The sequence below is a fragment of the Serratia sp. BIGb0163 genome (assembly GCF_024809935.1).
Lineage (GTDB): Bacteria > Pseudomonadota > Gammaproteobacteria > Enterobacterales > Enterobacteriaceae > Serratia > Serratia quinivorans.
Window position 1 is genome coordinate 287,540 of sequence record NZ_JANUDZ010000004.1, and the last position, 18,947, is coordinate 306,486.

The 18,947-nt window shown below is 49.7% G+C and carries 20 protein-coding genes, 1 tRNA gene and 3 pseudogenes; 15 read left to right on the forward strand and 9 right to left on the reverse strand.

The window, feature by feature from the left end; genetic code table 11:
- Positions 1-151: 151 nt before the first annotated feature.
- Together M2406_RS16470 and ppiB are read right to left on the reverse strand one after the other, a co-directional pair.
- Positions 152-874 (reverse strand): UDP-2,3-diacylglucosamine diphosphatase, encoded by a 723-nt coding sequence (locus tag M2406_RS16470; RefSeq protein ID WP_017891881.1) that lies wholly within the window; start codon positions 872-874, stop codon positions 152-154.
- Positions 875-884: 10 nt separating this feature from the next.
- Positions 885-1,379, reverse strand: coding sequence for a peptidylprolyl isomerase B (gene ppiB, locus M2406_RS16475; protein ID WP_012005604.1), 495 nt, complete (start codon positions 1,377-1,379; stop codon positions 885-887).
- Positions 1,380-1,681: 302 nt separating this feature from the next.
- On the opposite strand from ppiB, the gene cysS reads away from it, so the two are divergent.
- Positions 1,682-3,067 carry a cysteine--tRNA ligase gene (gene cysS / locus M2406_RS16480; protein WP_017891882.1) on the forward strand — a complete coding sequence of 462 codons (1,386 nt, stop codon included), beginning with the start codon at positions 1,682-1,684 and terminating at the stop codon, positions 3,065-3,067.
- A 69-nt stretch (positions 3,068-3,136) separates the two neighbouring features.
- Here cysS and ybcJ read toward each other — a convergent pair whose 3' ends face one another.
- The gene (gene ybcJ, locus M2406_RS16485; RefSeq protein WP_012005606.1) at positions 3,137-3,349 is read right to left on the reverse strand and encodes a ribosome-associated protein YbcJ; all 213 of its coding nucleotides are present in this window, start codon (positions 3,347-3,349) and stop codon (positions 3,137-3,139) included.
- Between the two features lie 10 nt (positions 3,350-3,359).
- Entirely contained in the window at positions 3,360-4,226 is an 867-nt protein-coding gene (gene folD / locus M2406_RS16490) for a bifunctional methylenetetrahydrofolate dehydrogenase/methenyltetrahydrofolate cyclohydrolase FolD (RefSeq protein WP_012005607.1), read from the reverse strand.
- Positions 4,227-4,456: 230 nt separating this feature from the next.
- Here folD and M2406_RS16495 point away from each other — a divergent pair, with 230 nt between their 5' ends.
- The 3 genes from M2406_RS16495 (at position 4,457) to M2406_RS16505 (ending at position 5,181) form a co-directional block, all read left to right on the forward strand.
- A complete protein-coding gene (locus M2406_RS16495) occupies positions 4,457-4,666 on the forward strand; it encodes a hypothetical protein (protein WP_259190678.1) in 210 nt (69 codons plus the stop codon).
- Positions 4,663-4,959 (forward strand): hypothetical protein, encoded by a 297-nt coding sequence (locus M2406_RS16500; protein WP_017891884.1) that lies wholly within the window; start codon positions 4,663-4,665, stop codon positions 4,957-4,959. Before M2406_RS16495 ends, M2406_RS16500 begins: the two co-directional genes overlap by 4 nt.
- 145 nt (positions 4,960-5,104) lie before the next feature.
- Positions 5,105-5,181: transfer RNA gene (locus M2406_RS16505), tRNA-Arg, on the forward strand.
- 15 nt (positions 5,182-5,196) lie between these two features.
- On the opposite strand, the pseudogene M2406_RS16510 reads toward M2406_RS16505, so the two are convergent.
- Positions 5,197-5,394: pseudogene (locus M2406_RS16510) on the reverse strand (tyrosine-type recombinase/integrase); the annotation flags it as partial.
- A 642-nt stretch (positions 5,395-6,036) separates the two neighbouring features.
- Between M2406_RS16510 and M2406_RS16515 the strand changes: the two are divergent.
- The 7 genes from M2406_RS16515 (at position 6,037) to M2406_RS16545 (ending at position 11,707) form a co-directional block, all read left to right on the forward strand.
- Positions 6,037-6,594, forward strand: a complete 558-nt coding sequence (locus M2406_RS16515; RefSeq protein WP_259190679.1) for an alcohol dehydrogenase catalytic domain-containing protein — start codon at positions 6,037-6,039, stop codon at positions 6,592-6,594.
- Positions 6,595-6,603: 9 nt separating this feature from the next.
- The gene (locus M2406_RS16520; RefSeq protein WP_259190768.1) at positions 6,604-7,131 is read left to right on the forward strand and encodes a zinc-binding dehydrogenase; all 528 of its coding nucleotides are present in this window, start codon (positions 6,604-6,606) and stop codon (positions 7,129-7,131) included.
- Positions 7,132-7,164: 33 nt separating this feature from the next.
- The gene (locus M2406_RS16525; RefSeq protein WP_135344563.1) at positions 7,165-7,665 is read left to right on the forward strand and encodes a DUF4334 domain-containing protein; all 501 of its coding nucleotides are present in this window, start codon (positions 7,165-7,167) and stop codon (positions 7,663-7,665) included.
- Positions 7,666-7,835: 170 nt separating this feature from the next.
- A complete protein-coding gene (locus tag M2406_RS16530; protein WP_259190680.1) occupies positions 7,836-8,915 on the forward strand; it encodes an alkene reductase in 1,080 nt (359 codons plus the stop codon).
- Positions 8,916-9,441: 526 nt separating this feature from the next.
- Positions 9,442-10,425, forward strand: a complete 984-nt coding sequence (locus M2406_RS16535; RefSeq protein WP_012005612.1) for a zinc-binding dehydrogenase — start codon at positions 9,442-9,444, stop codon at positions 10,423-10,425.
- Between the two features lie 68 nt (positions 10,426-10,493).
- Positions 10,494-11,213: a DsbA family oxidoreductase gene (locus M2406_RS16540; RefSeq protein WP_012005613.1), complete on the forward strand. Its 720-nt coding sequence runs from the start codon at positions 10,494-10,496 to the stop codon at positions 11,211-11,213.
- Positions 11,213-11,707 (forward strand): hypothetical protein, encoded by a 495-nt coding sequence (locus M2406_RS16545; RefSeq protein WP_156779280.1) that lies wholly within the window; start codon positions 11,213-11,215, stop codon positions 11,705-11,707. Before M2406_RS16540 ends, M2406_RS16545 begins: the two co-directional genes overlap by 1 nt.
- A 120-nt stretch (positions 11,708-11,827) precedes the next feature.
- Here M2406_RS16545 and M2406_RS16550 read toward each other — a convergent pair whose 3' ends face one another.
- Positions 11,828-12,865, reverse strand: a complete 1,038-nt coding sequence (locus M2406_RS16550; protein ID WP_012005615.1) for an AraC family transcriptional regulator ligand-binding domain-containing protein — start codon at positions 12,863-12,865, stop codon at positions 11,828-11,830.
- Positions 12,866-13,056: 191 nt separating this feature from the next.
- Between M2406_RS16550 and M2406_RS16555 the strand changes: the two are divergent.
- Positions 13,057-13,260, forward strand: a pseudogene (locus M2406_RS16555) (hypothetical protein); the annotation flags it as partial.
- A 232-nt stretch (positions 13,261-13,492) separates the two neighbouring features.
- Here M2406_RS16555 and M2406_RS16565 read toward each other — a convergent pair.
- Both M2406_RS16565 and M2406_RS16570 read right to left on the reverse strand, forming a co-directional pair.
- Positions 13,493-13,654: a YnfU family zinc-binding protein gene (locus M2406_RS16565; RefSeq protein ID WP_216594072.1), complete on the reverse strand. Its 162-nt coding sequence runs from the start codon at positions 13,652-13,654 to the stop codon at positions 13,493-13,495.
- 313 nt (positions 13,655-13,967) lie between these two features.
- On the reverse strand, positions 13,968-15,029 hold the full coding sequence (locus M2406_RS16570; RefSeq protein WP_012005617.1) for an aldo/keto reductase: 1,062 nt from the start codon (positions 15,027-15,029) through the stop codon (positions 13,968-13,970).
- Between the two features lie 97 nt (positions 15,030-15,126).
- Here M2406_RS16570 and M2406_RS16575 point away from each other — a divergent pair.
- The 3 genes and pseudogenes from M2406_RS16575 (at position 15,127) to M2406_RS16585 (ending at position 18,653) form a co-directional block, all read left to right on the forward strand.
- Positions 15,127-16,030 (forward strand): annotated as a pseudogene (locus M2406_RS16575) (LysR family transcriptional regulator).
- A gap of 130 nt (positions 16,031-16,160) precedes the next feature.
- Positions 16,161-16,712: a flavodoxin family protein gene (locus M2406_RS16580; RefSeq protein WP_012005619.1), complete on the forward strand. Its 552-nt coding sequence runs from the start codon at positions 16,161-16,163 to the stop codon at positions 16,710-16,712.
- 492 nt (positions 16,713-17,204) lie between these two features.
- Positions 17,205-18,653, forward strand: coding sequence for a GGDEF domain-containing protein (locus M2406_RS16585; protein ID WP_259190682.1), 1,449 nt, complete (start codon positions 17,205-17,207; stop codon positions 18,651-18,653).
- A gap of 5 nt (positions 18,654-18,658) precedes the next feature.
- Here the strand turns inward: M2406_RS16585 and M2406_RS16590 are convergent, their stop codons facing one another.
- Positions 18,659-18,820, reverse strand: coding sequence for a YnfU family zinc-binding protein (locus tag M2406_RS16590; protein ID WP_165366726.1), 162 nt, complete (start codon positions 18,818-18,820; stop codon positions 18,659-18,661).
- Between the last annotated feature and the right edge of the window lie 127 nt (positions 18,821-18,947).

Here is an 18,947-nt window from a genome sequence, read left to right on the forward strand (position 1 = left end):
TGTATTGTACAAACGACGGCCGGTTGCCTGCGGCGGGAGGCCGAATGAGGGCACAGAGCATACCATGAGCGCACGGCGAGGAAAACGGTTGCGTCGCCGGTTTTCATTGCCAAAAGCGTGAATTTTTTTACCTGTGCGACAAGTCAGGAACTTAGAACGGGAATTGGATCAGTTCGACGGCGTCGGCACTGACTTTGATCATGGAGCCTTCAACGTGCCAGGCTCCCAGCACCACGCGGTGGGCCTTGCCGTTGCTCAATGCCAATTCATGCACCGCCGGACGGTGAGTGTGGCCGTGGATCATCCAGTGAACCTTGTGGCGCAGCATCGCCTGCTCAACCGCCTGTGGGTTGACGTCCATAATAGAGTCCGACTTGTACTGATTACTCTGCTGGCTGCGGGCACGCATTTTGGCTGCGATCTTAAGACGCCAGCGCAGCGGCATGGCCAGAAACAGTTTTTGGATCAGCGGATTGTGTACCTTGCGGCGAAACTGTTGGTAGGCCTGATCGTCGGTACACAGCGTGTCGCCATGCAGGATCAGGATTTTTCGGCCATACAGCTCCAGCACCTGCTCTTCCGGCAGCAGTTGCATACCGCTGGCACGGGCAAAGCGTTTGCCGACCAGAAAATCACGGTTGCCGTGGATAAAGTAGCAGGGCACGCCAGCCTGTTGCAGCGCCTTCAGCGCCGCAGCGATTTCGCCGTGCAGTGGCTCGGGATCGTCATCACCGATCCAGGCTTCAAACAGGTCGCCAAGAATGTACAGGGCGTCGGCGTGAATGGCATCTTGCCGCAAAAAACGCAGAAAACCGGCAGTGATTGCCGGTTCCTGTGCGCTTAAATGCAGATCTGCGATGAACAGCGTGTTCATGCAGCCGCGATTACTCGCTGACGGTAACGCTAGTGACGATGACGTCTTCTACCGGTACGTCCTGGTGCATGCCGCTACGGCCGGTTTTCACCGCTTTGATCTTGTTAACCACGTCCATGCCTTCAACCACTTCAGCAAATACGCAGTAGCCCCAGCCCTGCGCGTTTTCGCCGCGGAAGTTCAGGAAGTCGTTGTCTGCCACGTTGATGAAGAACTGTGCGGTCGCAGAGTGTGGATCGTTGGTGCGAGCCATTGCCAGGGTACCGATGGTGTTTTTCAGACCGTTGTTGGCTTCGTTCTTGATAGTCGCTTTGGTGTCTTTCTGGGTCATGCCTGGCTCAAAACCGCCGCCCTGAACCATAAAGCCATTGATAACACGGTGGAAAATGGTGTTATTGTAGAAACCTTCACGGCAGTAGTTCAGGAAGTTTTCAACGGTAACCGGCGCTTTGTCAGCAAAGGTGTTGATAACGATATCGCCGTGATTAGTGTGGAAAGTAACCATAGTTTTAGTCCTAACAAGATGAATTGAGATGTCACAAGGATCGAGTGAACAATCAGACCGCCGTTATAACATATCTCCTTTAATCAGTCAGCAGCGGGTAAACCGCACGCTGGCTGTGGTAAAACGATAGTTGTTATATTATAACACTGGTGGCGATCGCTGATTTCTCACCGTTTTCCACCCCTCAGCTTAGCAAAGCGCGGCCTTAACCTTGCATTAGATCAGGCTTCGGGTTTCAATACGCTGCTGGGTGAATCGCCTAATTACTATTTTTGTTATCACGCACACCACGGAATGTCCCGATGCTAAAGATTTTTAATACCCTGAGTCGTCAAAAAGAGGAATTTAAGCCCATTCATGCCGGTAAAGTTGGCATGTACGTGTGCGGGGTAACCATCTATGACCTGTGTCATATCGGCCACGGGCGTACCTTTGTTGCTTTCGACGTCGTCGCGCGTTATTTGCGTTACCTCGGCTATTCGCTGAACTACGTGCGTAACGTTACCGACGTTGACGATAAAATTATCCGCCGTGCGACAGAGAATGGCGAAAGTTGCGATCAACTGACCACGCGCATGCTGGCAGAGATGCACGCCGACTTCGATTCTCTGCTGATTGAACGCCCGGACATCGAACCGCGCGCCACTCAGCATATCGCCGAGATCGTTGAGATCACCCAGCGCCTGATCGATCGCGATCACGCCTACGTGGCCAGCAACGGCGACGTGATGTTCTCTATCGACAGCGATCCGCAATACGGCTTGTTGTCACGCCAGGATCTGGATCAGCTGCAGGCCGGTGCGCGGGTAGAAATCGATGATGTAAAACGCAACCCGATGGATTTCGTGCTGTGGAAGATGTCCAAGCCGGGCGAACCTAGTTGGGAATCGCCATGGGGCGCAGGCCGTCCGGGCTGGCACATTGAATGTTCTGCGATGAACTGCAAGCAGCTGGGCACCCATTTTGACATTCACGGCGGCGGTTCCGATCTGATGTTCCCACATCACGAGAACGAAATTGCCCAGTCTAGCTGTGCGCACGACGGCCCGTACGTCAACTACTGGATGCACTCCGGTATGGTGATGATCGACAAAGAAAAAATGTCAAAATCGCTGGATAACTTCTTCACCATCCGCGACGTGCTGGGTTACTACGACGCCGAAACCGTGCGTTACTTCCTGATGTCTGGCCACTATCGCAGCCAACTGAACTACAGCGAAGAGAACCTGAAACAGGCGCGTACCGCACTGGAGCGTTTGTACACCGCGCTGCGCGGTACCGACGTTAACGCTCAACCGGCCGGTGGCGAAGTGTTTGAAGCTCGCTTCCGCGAAGCCATGGATGATGACTTCAATACCCCGGAAGCTTACTCGGCGCTGTTTGACTTGGCACGCGAGGTTAACCGCCTGAAAGCGGAAGATCTGACTGCAGCCAACGGCCTGGCGGCGGAACTGCGCAAGCTGGCGAAGGTGCTGGGCTTGTTGCAGCAAGAACCGGAACTGTTCCTGCAGGGCGGCGCACAGGCGGACGACGGTGAAGTGGCGGAGATCGAGGCACTGATCAAACAGCGTAATGACGCGCGCAAAGCCAAAGATTGGGCGCTGGCGGATGCCGCGCGCGACCGTTTGAACGAGATGAACATTGTGCTGGAAGATGGTCCGCAGGGAACCACCTGGCGCCGTAAGTAATTCGCTTTAGGCTGAAAAGCAAAAAAGGCGCTGAGGGTTAACTCAGCGCCTTTTTCTATGGAGCACGGCTTATGGTTTAACTACAACCTTGCCGCCGTTAAACTCCACCACCTGATCGGCGACGATTTTGCAGCGCTTGCGCGTTTCTACTTTGCCGTTCACTTTCACCTGCCCATCGGCGATGACTTCTTTGGCGGCACCGCCACTTTCACACCAGCCCTGGAACTTGAGCAGGTCGCACAGTTCGACGTGCGGGTGATTATCCAGATTAAAAGTTTCCATACTGCCTTACTTATTTAGGTTGAACGTCGTGATAAACCTCGCAGGCCTGCAAGGTATTTTGGATCAGTGTAGCAACGGTCATTGGGCCAACGCCACCCGGAACCGGAGTAATATAGGCCGCGCGTTCGCTGGCGGCATCGAATTCTACGTCGCCGACTACTTTACCACTTTCAAGACGGTTAATGCCGACATCCACCACGATCGCGCCTGGTTTGATCCAATCACCCGGAATAAAGCCCGGTTTACCGACCGCGACGATCAGCAGATCGGCATTTTCAACGTGATGACGCAGGTTCTTGGTGAAACGGTGGGTCACGGTGGTGGTGCAACCGGCCAGCAGCAGCTCCATGCTCATCGGGCGGCCAACGATGTTGGACGCGCCAACCACAACGGCATTCAGGCCATAGGTATCGATGTTGTAACGCTCGAGCAGGGTCACGATGCCGCGCGGGGTGCATGGGCGCAGTTTAGGCGAGCGTTGGCACAGACGGCCGACGTTGTAAGGGTGGAAACCGTCGACGTCTTTATCCGGATGAATACGCTCCAGCACTTTGACGTTATCGATGCCGGCAGGCAGTGGCAACTGCACCAGGATGCCGTCGATCTCGCCGTCGGCATTCAGCCGGTCGATCAGCGCCAGCAATTCGGCCTCACTGGTGGTGGCAGGCAAATCGTAGGAGCGAGAGAGGAAACCCACCTCATCACAGGCGCGGCGCTTGCTGGCGACGTAAATCTGTGAGGCCGGATTCTCGCCAACCAGCACGACTGCCAGGCCCGGCGCGCGTTTGCCGGCGGCCAGACGTTGTTTAACTTGCTCAGCCACTTCGTTTCTAACCTGCTGCGCAATCGTTTTACCATCAATAATCTTTGCTGACATCAGTGAGGAAATCCATCAATTAAGAAAAGCGGGGATGGCGCTATTTTGTCAGAAGCGGAGCGCGCTGTCAGGCGCTGAATCGTGTTCGACGCTGTTTGCCGGAGGGGATTTACGCTTTTTTTATGCCAACAGAATGATCCTCTACGCCTTTTTTATCTTGCGCTACTTAAGCTGTGGCTATTCACACTGCGGTATTCGCGCCAGCCGCAGGCACTAACGGAGCCACAATCATGATGATCATCACTCGGCTACACCCATGGCATCAGCAGATTGCCAGCCCGATTAACCCGCCCAAACACGTGGGCGAAACGGTGTTCGACTCATCAATGCACCCGGCGGACGTGGCGCAGTTGATGGCGTTGCACCAGCTCGCCGCGCACAAAGCGCTGCCTTCCTGGCGAGCACGCCTGCGCGCGCTGTGCCGGAGGTTGCACGTATGAGATATATCAGAGGGATTGGTTTTATGCTGCTGGCGTGGATGCCAATGGGACATGCCTCGTTGAATGCCACGCCGGTCAGCGCCGCGCTAAACCAACCGTTGGCGACCGCCTGCAACCTGCTGACTACCGAGCATGCCGACTGGGGAAATATCAATGCGGTAGTGCGCTCGGCCCGCATTTGTCTGCAGCGCCCGGCAGGGCAACAGCAATCGGAACGGCTCCCCGAACAGGCCGAATCCGGCCTGGTTCACTACAGCGGGAGTCTGTTGCCGGAGCTAATACAAGGGAAATAAAGACGTTTTGCCGAGGGACGGCGGCAGCAATGGCTGAAAAATCACCATAAAGCACGGCTGACGCCGTAAGGTCATGAAAAGGCATTGACTCAGTAACCCCTGACCGTATAATCGCACTCCGCAACTCCGGTTGCCGCATCCCAATGCGCCCTTAGCTCAGTTGGATAGAGCAACGGCCTTCTAAGCCGTAGGTCACAGGTTCGAGCCCTGTAGGGCGTACCATTTAGAATCAATGACCTACGCTATTCTCAGCCCTGCCTGATTTCCTTCTTGTGTCGTTAACGCCCAATAGTGCATCAGTGCGTCAATTTTTCGTACGTGCTCGGTTAGATGGTTGGGGGCCAGATGCGCATACCTGCGTACCATTTCAATTGATTCCCAGCCCCCCATTTCTTGCAGAGCTGAAAGTGGGACGCCAGATTGGATTAACTGACTGTATTAAAATGTGGTTCTAGGAACTTCTAGCCGTAGGTCACAGGTTCGAGCCCTGTAGGGCATAAACTGGTAATCAAAGCCTCTCCTTTTCGGTCATCTAACTCGCTTACTCTGTCTCGTAAGATAAAAACAATGTCTCGTTAAATCAAGAAGTGAATTGAAATCAGAAGTATGCTTTTTGCAGTTGAGCAGAGCAAAAGTTTCAGAAGAAATTTAATAGAATAAAATGTAACAAGTAATGGGCTGAAAAATCCATCGGAATTTATTGTTCTAGAGCCTATTTAAAAAATAGGCTTGTTAGATTTTCAAGTTTTTGGTGATATATTATTTCTTTAAATAATATTCATCAGTATTTTCTTAATTAAAATAGATTTCTTTAACTCTTACCTTGAATTTTTAAGTCGACACCACTCTTTAATTAACTTCGGTGGTTGCTGGGTGAGAATAAGCCGTCTGAGCACTTTTCAATAGTGAGTTTTATAATTTATATCAAAATAAATAGGCAGATTATTATTGATTGTTTTAAATGTTAATAATCATTTATTTATTTGAATGAAATTGAGTTGATTTATTTTTTTTAGTGTGAAGTAGAGTCTGGAAAACAATGGTAAGTGTAGGGTAAATATATCAGAGGAAATTGAAATGATAAAAGCTATAGCTGCTGTGACCGAATCTGCTGATACACCTTTTACTGTTTGCGATATTGAACTTGAAGATCCACAGGATTATGAAGTTTTGGTTCGCATCAAAGGTGTAGGTATCTGCCATACTGATTTGAGCTTCAAGCAAATAGGTCACTATGCTCCAGGAGTTCTTGGGCATGAAGGTGCGGGAGTGGTTGAAAAAGTGGGAGCTGCCGTAACCCGCCTGGTTCCCGGTGACCATGTTGTCCTTAGTTACTTTGCTTGCCACCATTGTGAGACTTGCTTGGATGGACATCCTGCATACTGCGATAATATGGAGGCTGCCAATATAAGTGGGGGGCGTGTTGATGGATCTACTCCTATTCAAATCAACGGTAAGCCTGGCAAAGGTTCTTTCTTTTATCAATCCTCTTTCGCAAACTATGCCATTTCCCACGAGAACAATACGGTGAAGATAGACAAGACTCTACCGGTTGCTTTGATGGGACCATTGGGCTGTGGTTTGCAAACGGGGGCCGGTGCCGTTATTAATGCTCTTAAAGTTGGGGAAAACTAGGGTATCGCTATTTTTGGTTTAGGCGCGGTTGGTCTTGCTGCAGTGATGGCTTCCAAGATTTCTGGTGCTAATCCTATTATTGTTGTCGATATCGTCCCGGAGAAACTCGAACTAGCAAAACAACTTGGAGCAACTCATATTATAAATGGTGCAACAAGTGATGCGGTTAGCGAAATAAAACGTATCTCCGAGGGGGGAGTCGCATTTTCTCTTGAATGTGTTGGCGTTCCGAAACTCCTTGAACAAGCCGTAGAATCCCTGCGTCCTACCGGCGTGTGTGGTTTACTTGGCATGAGCAGCACTGAAGCTACGGCATCAATAAAATTATTAGATTTACTGGGTGGTCGTACCGTCAAAGGGATTATAGAAGGAGATGTCGATCCTCAGGAATTTATTCCTAAATTGATTGAGTTCTATCGCTCGGGGCAATTTCCCTTTGATAAACTGCTCAAAACTTACCCGTTAGAAGATATAAATATTGCCATTGATGATATGAAAAATGGCGTGGTCGTTAAGCCAGTATTAATACCATCTTGATGTTTTATTTTTAATGAAAATAAGGAGCCTGCCATGAATTTTCAAGAGGCGATCAATACCGGTAAGGTTACGCAAGAACAGGCATTCCAGATATTTGACAGCCTTTCAATTGTCCAGCCGGAAGAGATATTCGGGAATTGGAAGGGCAGTGAGTTAATTTCTGGGCATCCTGCCGATGGAAGCCTAACAGCCACCGGTTGGTTTGGAAAGCGTTTCACAGATGTTGAAACGGTTGATCCATTGCTTTTCTATACTCATGACGGAGGCGTTTTTGCTGCTGATCCGATCAAACTGCGTTCAGGTGGTGGTTCACAGCAAAAAGCGGCAGATCGCCAACAAGAAATAGAAACAGACCAACCAACAGCCAGGCTGCGGTTGGTTAACTACCGTGGTAAAACTTCCGCAGCGATGATTTACGATCAACTTCCTATAATCGACCACTTTCGTCGAGTTGATGCAGAGACGATTTTGGGCGCTATGGATGCGCGGAACGATATGTTCACATACTTCTTTGTTCTACATAAAGTTGAATAGTTAAACTGAAATAAAATTTACTTTATGCGTATTTATTGAAATATGCGGAGCTTGCTAAGGCAATGAGTAATATTTTTTTTTGCATTACTCTAAGTTCACATTACACCTGTTAAATTAAGGCGTTATTTTTATTTTATATAGTCGGAAATATAAATTCATAGAGGTCAGTCATGACAAATAAAAAACTATTTAGTCCATATAAGCTTGGTCAGATCACCCTTTCCAACAGGATTGTCCTTGCACCTCTTACCCGCAGTCGGGCTGGTAAAGGTTTTGTCCCTGGCGAATTTGCGGCAACTTATTATAGTCAGCGTGCATCTGCCGGCCTTTTAATAGCGGAAGCCACTCAGATTTCTCAACAGGGGCAAGGGTATCAAGATACGCCAGGAATATATACACAGGATCAAATTGAGGGTTGGCGAAAAGTCACTGATGCGGTACATGCCAAGGGAGGTGTTATTTTTCTGCAGATTTGGCATGTTGGCCGAATCTCACATGTAGAGCTTCAAAAAAATGGTGCGGCGCCGGTAGCACCTTCTGAAATTCAGGCAAATGCGAAGGTGTTTATAAATAACAGTTTAGTGCAAACTTCAATTCCGCGAGCTCTGAGTATTGATGAAATACCCGGTATCGTGGATGATTTCCGGCAAGCCGCTGCAAATGCGATCGTTGCTGGATTTGACGGTGTTGAGGTTCACGGTGCTAATGGTTATTTACTTGATCAATTTGTTCGCGATAATGCCAATAACCGTGTTGATGCTTATGGTGGTTCAATTGAAAACCGTGCCCGTTTGTTGCTAGAGGTGACGAAGGCCGTGATTGAAGAGGTTGGTGCTGATCGTACTGGGGTTCGTATTTCTCCCGTCTCGCCTATTAATGATGTTGTTAGCCGTGAGCCTCAGGCTCAGTTTAATTATATCGCTACTGAACTCAGTAAGTTAGGCGCCGTTTATCTTCATGTTGTAGAAGGCGCAACTGGCGGGGCACGTGATGATGTACCGTTTGATTTTGACACCCTGCGTCAAAACTTCAAAAACACTTACATTGCAAATAACGGGTATGATCTGAATTTGGCAAATATATCTCTTGCAGAAAATAAGTCTGATTTGATTTCCTTTGGTCGGTTTTTCATCAGTAACCCAGATTTAGTAGAAAGATTTAAAAGCGGTTCCTCTTTATCTGAAATTGACGCTGAACACCTCTACGGTGGGGGGGCAAAAGGCTATACCGACTATCCAACCTTGAGTTAAGTCCAGCAGCGGTATTGACGTAGCCCGACTGTTTTTTATTCAAACGGTTGGGCTTTTTTGCTTAATCGTACATCTTACATATGGCATGCTTCTGATGTTTTAATTAATGAAAATTAGATAATGTCAAGTTTACAGGCTAGTAAACATCTGCATAGTATAAAATATACTTTTCTTTTTATCGGCCTTCCGACATCGTACTATCTTTAAGGATTGGTTTCCCTTATCTGTGGCTGTGCCATTCGAGTTGATTTTTTTATATGCAATATGCACTGACTTGAGTTAAACATTATATGGTGCCAATTTATCCTTGAATGCGGCCTGTTGGCTATTTTCAAAAAGTGTCCGATTATTTTTGGTTATTTGATTTACGCTTCTTTTTCGATAGCTGGCTTTCTCCTCTCGTACTATTCCTGAATCCGCGATGAAGTGTCTCGTAAGATAAAAATAATGTCTCATTAAATCAAGAAGCAAGTTGAGTTGAAACGTATGATTTTCGCAATCAATTAAGCACAAAGGAGTCGAAATTATGCGTATTGCTGTACACGAATCTCTGGGTCAGCCAGAACAGGTTATGAGTATTCAAGAGACCTCTCGTCCAACACTGAAAGCTGGTGAGGTGTTGTTACAAATGGTTCTCTCACCTATCCACAATCATGATCTGATGCAAATATCTGGTACCTACGGCACCAAGCCAACGCTACCTGCCAGGGCAGGTACCGAAGCTCTCGGCCGTGTCCTTGAGGTTGGGGAAGGAGTGAAGGATCTGCAAATTGGCCAGAGAGTTGCTGCATCGGGGGCATTTGGTACTTGGGCTGATGCTTTTGTGGCGCCTGCGGATCAACTACTGCCTATTCCTGATGGCATCAGTGATGAATTGGCTGCCCAACTGCTGGTTATGCCAGCAAGTGCAACTGTAGTACTGGACGATTTAGGAGTAAAAAGCGGTCAATGGATGGTGCTGAGTGCAGCGGCAGGCGCCGTAGGTAAAAACTTGGCACTGTTGGCAGCCTCCCGTCAGATACGTGTTATTGGCCTGGTCAATCGGGACTCTCAGGTTAAAGAACTTAGAGCTCTTGGTGTGGATTTGGTAGAAAACACAGAAAAGGACGGTTGGCAGCAACGCATAAAAACTGCGTTGAACGGCGAGGCACTACTTTATGGTCTGGACTCAGTTGCAGGGGAACTCACCGGAGAGATGCTGAGTGTCATGAATGATAACGCCACGGTGGTCGTCTTCGGTGCATTGAGCAACCACCCCCTGCGCATTGATTTTCAGGATGTCATTTTCAAGCAGGCTACAGTTCGCGGTTTCTGGGGGCTGAGGAAATTCGCTGCCTTGAACAACGAATATAAATTACGAATGATATCGGAGATTATGACAATGGCTTTACGGGATGGGTTTAGCCTGCCAGTAGCTGCCATCTATGATCTAGATGATATTGAGCAAGCGATTGGTACTAAACATGGCCCAGGTAAAGTGCTTTTACGCGGAAAAAATATAGAGGCTTAGCCCGTTTACTCATATTTATTGCTGTAATCAATTAATAGATGCAGTCGTTGCTGCAAGGAGATACCAAGATGAAGATTGATATTTGGTCAGATGTTATTTGTCCATTTTGCTATATCGGAAAACGCAAACTGGAAGCCGCTCTGGAGCAAACCGGCATTGAGGCGCAAATCGAGTGGCACAGTTTCGAGCTAAATCCAGATTCTCCTAGGTACTATGGGGTTCCATTGCAAGAATTAATGAGTCAGCTTTACCGAATCAGCCCGGATCGTGCTCTGGAGATTTTGAACCATGAAGAGCAGGAAGCTCGCCGTGTAGGGTTAGATTTCCAGTGGCGTATAGCGAAACCAGGCAACACATTTGATGCACACCGCCTCATTCATTTAGCCAAACATTACGGGCTTCTTGAAAATGAGGTAAAAGAGCGTTTTCTTCGAGCCTATTTCACGGAAGGAAAAGATATTGGGGACCCGCAGATTCTTCGTGCCCTAGCAATCGAGACAGGTTTGCCTCCTCAAGAGATTGATGGGGTTTTGAGCAGCGACCGTTTCGCCGATGAGGTTCGCACCGACGAATTGGACGCACGCAACCGGGGGATTCGTGGCGTACCATACTTTGTGTTCAACGATCAGGCTAGCATATCAGGGGCGCGTGATGTCGAGGTATTTATTAATGTTTTACGCGAACAAGCAGATTTGCTGGCTATGCAAACTGGCATAGATACAGGACCAGAGCCTGCATCGGAGGATGACGAAATGTGCAAAGACGGTTTTTGCGAAATAAAAAAATAATGATGCAAGCTCTTACCAATGAACACAGAGTATCCGCTCCAGAAGATTTTCCCTTCTCGGGCATTTGGAGATTGCAACCCGAGCTTTCGAATTATGAGTTCGGGATCTCTCCTCGTGATGGAACTTACGAAGTTTCTCTGGATAGCGAAGATTGGTTGGTTATTACTTCTCGGTGGTCAAATGTCACTGGACGTTTTCATGAGGCGAATTTTGAGGGGGTTTTGGGCGGAGGACTATTCCCTTATTATAGTTACGAGGCTGCAGATGAACTCTATTTTGAGTTTGTTCAACCTGATATACTTCGTTCCGCTGCATTCAAAAATGGGATTAAAGTACACTGGGCGGAACGTAGATTGTGCGATAGTGGTAATCTAATGACAATCAAGGTTTTTGGTTTACGTGCAGGCCGAGTATATGGCAACGCTGATGTATATAAACGGGTGTGTTCTCCTCCGCTAGAATATGCAAAAAAGATTAATAAAAATGTTTTTTGAAACATTATTTCATATATATTAATGAATAAAAAAGATAGATGGTAAAGGGGATCAGGTTATTTACGGCTGTCGTTGATAAGAATAAAGTTCACTTCTCCGAAGAGAACGCTATGACTGTGCTTACAGTCGAAGTGATGACTTCGCAGCACGGACTTTTGAGGGGGACATGCCGAACCATCGCCGAGACGAAGTAGTAAGAACAGATTGATCGGAAAAACCCAGAATGGCCGCCAATTGCGCCAACGGGATACGTGTTTGTGTGAGGAAGCGTAATGCGATTTCCTGTCGTACTCCATCACGGATCCCTTCAAACGTCGCTGATTCTTCAGCCAATTTGCGCTGCATCGTACGAGGGTGTAAAAACAATAATTCAGCAATTGATGATTTACTTCCTCCCATTGCCCCTATAGTGCAGTGCAATGCGCGACGTACACGACTGGTCATTGATAATTCAGGATTTCCATAATGCCTCTGCAGGTAGTCCAGAGCGATGTTTTTTAGCAATGAACTAACATTATCTAGTTTGCTGTTCAGCGTTTTCGGCGATAGGTGTAATCCGCTAAATTCGTGTTCCAAACAAACTTGAGCGGGTCCGAAAAATCGTCGGTAGTCACTAAAATTAGAAACATCTCCGTAAGGAAATGTTATTGCTAGCAAGTGATAATTATCTTTTGCAAAAGATTTTAGCAAATAATGAAGGCGGCTTAAACAGTGCTCGATAGTCTGCCGAAACAAAGGGGCATTAGGTACTGCTTGCTCGAGGCGAATTTCAACAGCGCCTGGAATTAAGGGACTGGGATCAATAATCGAAAGCTGTACTGCGGGGCTGTGTACATACAGAAACCGCGAGGCTGTGTCCATCGCTTCACGCACATTTTTCGAATGTTGGATGGCCATAGCAAGAGGCCCTATAATATCAATCCCTTGTCGCGCCGCCAATGTTAGACCAAAATCGAGATGCTGCGTTACCAAGGCACTTTCTTCCATTAGCTGCATTACCGGTATTATCGGTACAACAGCATCATCCACCTCTCCTAAATCTACAGGCAGTCCGTGTTTACGTAACAATGGCAATGGATCAACGCCAAGCTCATTCATGAGCCCGGAATAACCTTTAAAACCAGTAGAGTTTATCATTGTCGCCATGTCCGATAACATAAAAAAATTGCCCTGTGAAATCAAGAGAAATACACATTTAATGACCTTGATACGGCATGCTCACAGAGTACAAATATCAATCACTACAGGAAGCTACAAGCGGATAGTTGCTAGAGATGCCCTGCCAAGCTCTGATACTCGCTTATAGGTGATGCTGGACGTCGGCGCAATGACATCCGTTTTGCCAGCATGGCGACAGCATTCTGGCGGTGCGATCCCTCAGCATGCTGTTTGGCGTCGTTACGGTGGCGCTGGTAATCAAACTAACCCGTTGGCTGGACAATGAAAGTGGCGGTAGCCTGATGCCGATGGCGGTGCGCTACAGTCAGGAAGCGCGCATGTATGCGCTGATGGGGATGTTGATCATCGCTGCGACCATGGCACTGGTGATGTACAAAATGCCGGCCCCTGAGTTGACGATCCATTTTGATGTGAACCAGCAGCAGGCAGTTCAAACCCGAGAGCGTATTCTGGCACAGGTGGCGCGCGAGGGTGATTGGGGGGCCGCAGCCCATATCTCACTCCCCGGGCTGGGGCACGTGAACGCCGAGGGCAACGGCTATCGCTGGGTTGCCGCCAACTATACCACTCAGCTTTCGCACTAAAGGCGGTGAGGCGTTGCAGGCACTACTTTTCGTCAGGAAGGAAATAGTGGCCGCATTTAGGGCAAATCAGGGTGATGTTTTTACGCACTTTGCGGCTATTTTGTTCAAACATGTGAGCGCATTCTGGACACTTCACTTTAACCGTTGTGCTGCTGAACATCTTAAGGGCATCAAAGATAGACATATCTTTCACCGGATAGATGTAGGGAACCTCATTCTACCATTCGGCACCGGTAATAGCCCTTTATTGATTGTTTATTAATCATTTTTGTGAGCGCGGCGCGGGGATTATGGTGGCCTGGAGTAAGGAAGTACGCGGTAAAATGTCACATTTCCATCCGGCGTTACATCTGCCGGAGCAAACTTACTCAGGGATGACAGTTCTATACATTGAGATTGGTAGTGTAGTCCTACCCGATGATGTTGTGTGTTATCCATTCCCTGTAGTGTATTACCCCATCCCTGTTAAGTTTATCCCGCCTCGTGCGGGATTTTTTTTATCTGCGCTCAATCGTCAAACCGCCAAACATAATGTCGCGCGTAACTTGTAGCGCCAGAAAATCATGGGGGAAACCCAGTTCAATGGCGCTTGCCGTATCCAGACGCCGCCACTGCTCTTCTGTCAGCCTGACCTCCAGCGCTCCCAGGTTATCTTCCAGTTGTGCCAACGTGCGTGCACCGATGATCGGGGCCGTCACTGCCGGGTTACGCAGCGTCCAGGCCAGGGCTACCTGAGAAGGGCTAAAATCCGTCTCCCTGGCCAGTGTCAATACCGTTTCGGCAATGGTAATATTGCGCTCGGTCAGCATACCCTTGTCGCGAACCATGGCACGTCGGGTACCGTTCTCTTCCTCCTGCACCTGCAAATCCTGCCGACTGTATTTTCCGCTCAATATGCCACCGGAAAGCGGTGACCATGGAATGACGCCAAGGCCCAGCTCTTGCGCCATCGGTATCAGTTCTCGCTCCACGGTACGTTCCAGCAGGCTGTATTCAATCTGCAGGCCAATCAACGGTGACCAACCGCGTAAATCTGCCAGTGTCTGCATTCTGGCGGCCTGCCAGGCGGGCAGATCCGAAACGGCCAGATATAACACTTTGCCGGCACGCACCAGATCGTCCATGGCGCGCATGATCTCTTCCGTCGGGGTGGTGGCGTCCCAGGCGTGCAGATACAGCAGGTCGATATAATCGGTGTTCAGGCGTCGCAGGCTTTCTTCCACCGAACGCACCATGCTTTTACGGTGGTTGCCGCCAGAGTTTGGATTATCGGGCTGCATGGGTAGCGTGTATTTGGTGGCGATCACCAGACGGTCGCGGCGTCCGGTGGCGAATTCTCCAATAAATCGTTCGGAACTGCCTTCGGTATAGCGGTTGGCGGTATCAATAAAATTGCCGCCACGTTCTACATAAACGTCAAACAGCCGACGAGCTTCCGCTTGTTCTGCGCCCCAGCCCCAATCGGTGCCAAAGGTCATGGTGCCGAGCGCCAGCGGCGAAACGCGCAGGCCAGAGCGGCCAAGCAGGCGGTAATGGTTCAGGGCCAGTGATGTCAGCATGGGGTATTTCCTCTGTGGTTTTGTTCAAGCATAGGCCCCACCGGGAGTGTAATGAATACGCTATAATCTTCATGAATTATTAAGTGCAGGGGGCATAATGAGAGGAAGTGATTTCGCGGAATTACGCGCTTTTGCCGTCATTGTTGAGCATGGCAGCTTTACCCGTGCCGCAGCGCAATTGGGTATCTCCGCCTCAGCGCTTAGTCAGACGCAGCGCAATCTGGAAACCCGGCTGGGTACGTCTGCTGAATCGCACCACGCGAAGTGTCGCGCTGACCCAAGCGGGGGAATTGCTGTTGGCGCGTTTGTCACCGGCAATGGCCGAGATTGAAGCCGCCGTGACGCAGACCGCCGCGCTGCGTTTGCAGCCGGCGGGCACCCTACGGCTTAATGCATCCGGCCTGGCGGCGATCCATTATTTGGCTCCGCTGTTAGCTCCGTTCAATGCGCATTATCCCGATATTGTTGTGGATCTGAGCGTGGAGGATCGGCTGGTGGATATGGTAGCCGCGGGTTTTGACGCGGGTGTGCGGCTGCATGAGCGACTGGAGAAGGATATGGTGGCCGTCGCGCTGGGGGGCGAGCAACGAATGTGCGTGGTAGCCTCGCCAGCCTATTTGGCGCGTTATGGCACGCCGCAAACCCCCGATGCGCTACGTCAGCACCGCTGCCTGAATACTCGCTGGCCAACCAATGGCAGTATTTATCGTTGGGAATTCGAGCGCGGTGGCGAAAAGCTGGAAATCGCGGTGGAGGGGCCGTTGATTGTGGATGAACCGCAGGTGCGTGCCGCTGCGGATGGATTGGGGATTGCCTATTTGTTTGAGAGTCAGGTGGCAGAGGCATTGAACGACGGCCGATTGCTGCCGTTGCTGGCGGCCTGGACGCCACCGTTTCCCGGTTTCTATCTTTATTACCCCGCCAACCGGCAAATGCCGCGTCCGCTGCGTGCGTTTATTGATTTCGCCCGGCAGCAGGGCCCACAGGCCATTGGCGCATGAGTGCTGCCCGGTTTTTTTGAATAACTCTGTCAGATAAATTTGGTATTCACCCCAGGGTCAGTTGATTAGATTGGATAAGAATATCCTCGGGTGCCGTCGGCACTCTACTGCAACGATCTGGGAGTTCCTAATGGCGAAGACAGTGGTTATTTTTCATTCCGGCTACGGCCACACCGAGCGTTTGGCAAAGGTTGTTGCCGAAGGCGCGGCAGCGGAACTGATCGCTATCGATCAGGAAGGCAATATCAGCGATGAAGCCTGGCAGAAACTCGATGAGGCGGATGCTATTATTTTTGGTTCGCCGACCTATATGGGTGGCCCGTCCTGGCAGTTCAAAAAGTTTGCCGATGCCAGTTCTAAAGCCTGGTTTGGCCGTAAATGGCAGGACAAGGTTTTCGGTGGGTTCACCAACAGCGCCAGCCTGAACGGTGACAAGCAGGTTACGCTGATCGCTCTGCAAACTCTGGCCTCGCAGCATGGCGGCCTGTGGGTCAGCCTGGGGCTGATGCCCGCGAATACCAAGTCGGCGCAGCGTACCGATATAAACAACCTGGGCGGTTCGGTAGGATTATTGGTGCAGACACCCGCCGATGCCGGTGTGGATGAAATGCTGTCGGGTGATTTGGAAACCGCCAGCCTTTACGGCCAGCGCGTGGCGGGCTTTGCTGCCAAACTGGCTTAATAGCCATTCCCCATTCGCTCATTTTTTCTACACAATTGCAGCGTAAAGTGTGGAATGTTATTAGCCTGCTTGGGCTAACACTGCATTTCGTACAAACATTCCCGGTTCCTAGACCGGGTTTTTTGTTGCCTCTAATTGCTGTCGAACATGACTTACCAGGAAATAATAGCCGGCAGACCAGTTTTGGGCAGCAAGTAAAATACCCTTTATATAATTATGGCCTTTGCGTGGTGCTGATGAGTGCTGCTTTACGCTATGCTGTTAGATATCCTTGAATATTATTTTCGCAAAGATGAAAATTCGTTTCATCATGAAGCATCTCGTTGACGACTTGAGTTAAGAACATTCCGTTAAATAAAAGTGAATGTATCTTTGTGATTGATCTGCCTGTATTTTTTAAGTCTGCCTCTGGTTTTTATGTCATTTTCATTATGCCGGGCGAGGGAATATGCATAGAATTGCTCTGGTTATTATAAATATATGGGTAAGGCGATGAACGCCAGAATAAGCGACAAACATGGCTTGCCTGTGGCTATCCAGCTGATTACGCTTTTTCTGCTGGCATTTTTGCTTTCCCTGCTGGGTATTTTTACCCGCCCAATAGGATCGCTTTCTCTGTTTTGGCCGGTGAATGCGATTTTACTCGGTCTGCTATTACGCAAACCCGCCTATGCCAGTCCGACCGGTTGGCTGGCTATCTATATTGGGATGATCGCCGCAGATTTGGCCAACGGTGAGAGTCTGTCGCTGGCGATGTGGTTGAACGCCTGCAATATGTCGCTGATTGCTACCGGTTACGGCGTGATGTCGCTGCTGCCAAAGTCGCAGCGCCGGATGGGTAAACCCCAGACTATCCTTTATATGTTTACCGCCAGCCTGAGTAGCGCGGCGGTGGCGTCGACCTTATCGATACTGCGTAATGACAGCCTGTACAACAACACGGCCGTTATCGCCTGGTTAGCCTGGTTCAGCGAGCAGTTCTCGACCAATCTGCTGTTGTTGCCGGTGCTGCTGGCGGCACCGCGTCTCAAACAGCTGTTGCGTATGCAGATCAACTGGCAACTGCGTGCCGGTATGCCACTGCTGGCGTTGCTGTTTTCACTGGTGTTCAGTGTGTATATCGGCGGTCCGGGGGCGATTGCCTTCCCCATTCCGGCGCTGCTGTGGTGCGCGGTGCGCTACCAACTGTTCACGGTAACCTTGTTGACGCTGCTGACCGGGATGACCGAGATCAGCAGTATCTCCGCCAATCTGATGCTGTATGAAACCCCCAACAACCACATTGCCTTCCTCGACACGCTGATGTCAGCCCGTTTGGGGATCGCCATGCTGGTGATGGGGCCACTGATCCTTGCCAGTTCAATTGCCGTTAACCGTAAGCTGCTGCGGCGGCTGGAGCACAGCGCCAATCACGATTTTCTGACCGGTGTACTGGCGCGTAATGCACTAACGCGTAAGGCTGGCGAACTGCTGGAGCACAAGCATAAATCGAAGGAGGCGGTGTCGCTGCTGCTGATCGATATCGATCATTTTAAACAGATTAATGATACCCATGGGCATCTGGTGGGCGATCAGGTACTGGCTTCATTCGCCCATATTGTGCGGCGCGAGTTGCGTCACGATCAGCTGTTTGGCCGTTTGGGTGGGGAAGAGTTTGCCATTATGCTGCCGCGGGCGCTGGCGGCGCAGGGGGTGGCACTGGCAGAGCATTTGCGGCAATTGGTACAAAAAGCCGATTTGCTCCCCACTGGCAAGGTGCCGTTGAACATCACCATCAGCGTTGGCGTCGCCAGTCTGGGGATGAACGAAGTTAAATCGCTGGAACAGTTAATGAATATGGCGGATATCGCGCTTTATCGCGCCAAGTCGCAGGGGCGCAACCGGGTGGAGTCGTTTAACGCGGTAAGTGGCAACAGCGTTGGCCACATCATGTTTAAATAAGGGTATCAGTTCTGCTTGGGTTCAAACTCGGTACCGCAGTTTGGGCAGATCAGCATGACATTTTGCCGCAGCATCGAGCATTTTTGAGTGGTGACGTAGGCGCATTTGGGGCAGGCGATTTTGGTGGAGCGGTTGATAAAGCCTTTAACACTGCTGGTATCAGACATAATAAAATGGCCTGTGTCAGGTGAAAACCCACGCTAACACAGGTGGTATCAAATTGCTTAGAATGTTTTATACCCGTCGCCTTTCAAGCTGCAGCGTTGTTACCTGCACTATCTCCCCCCAGTTACT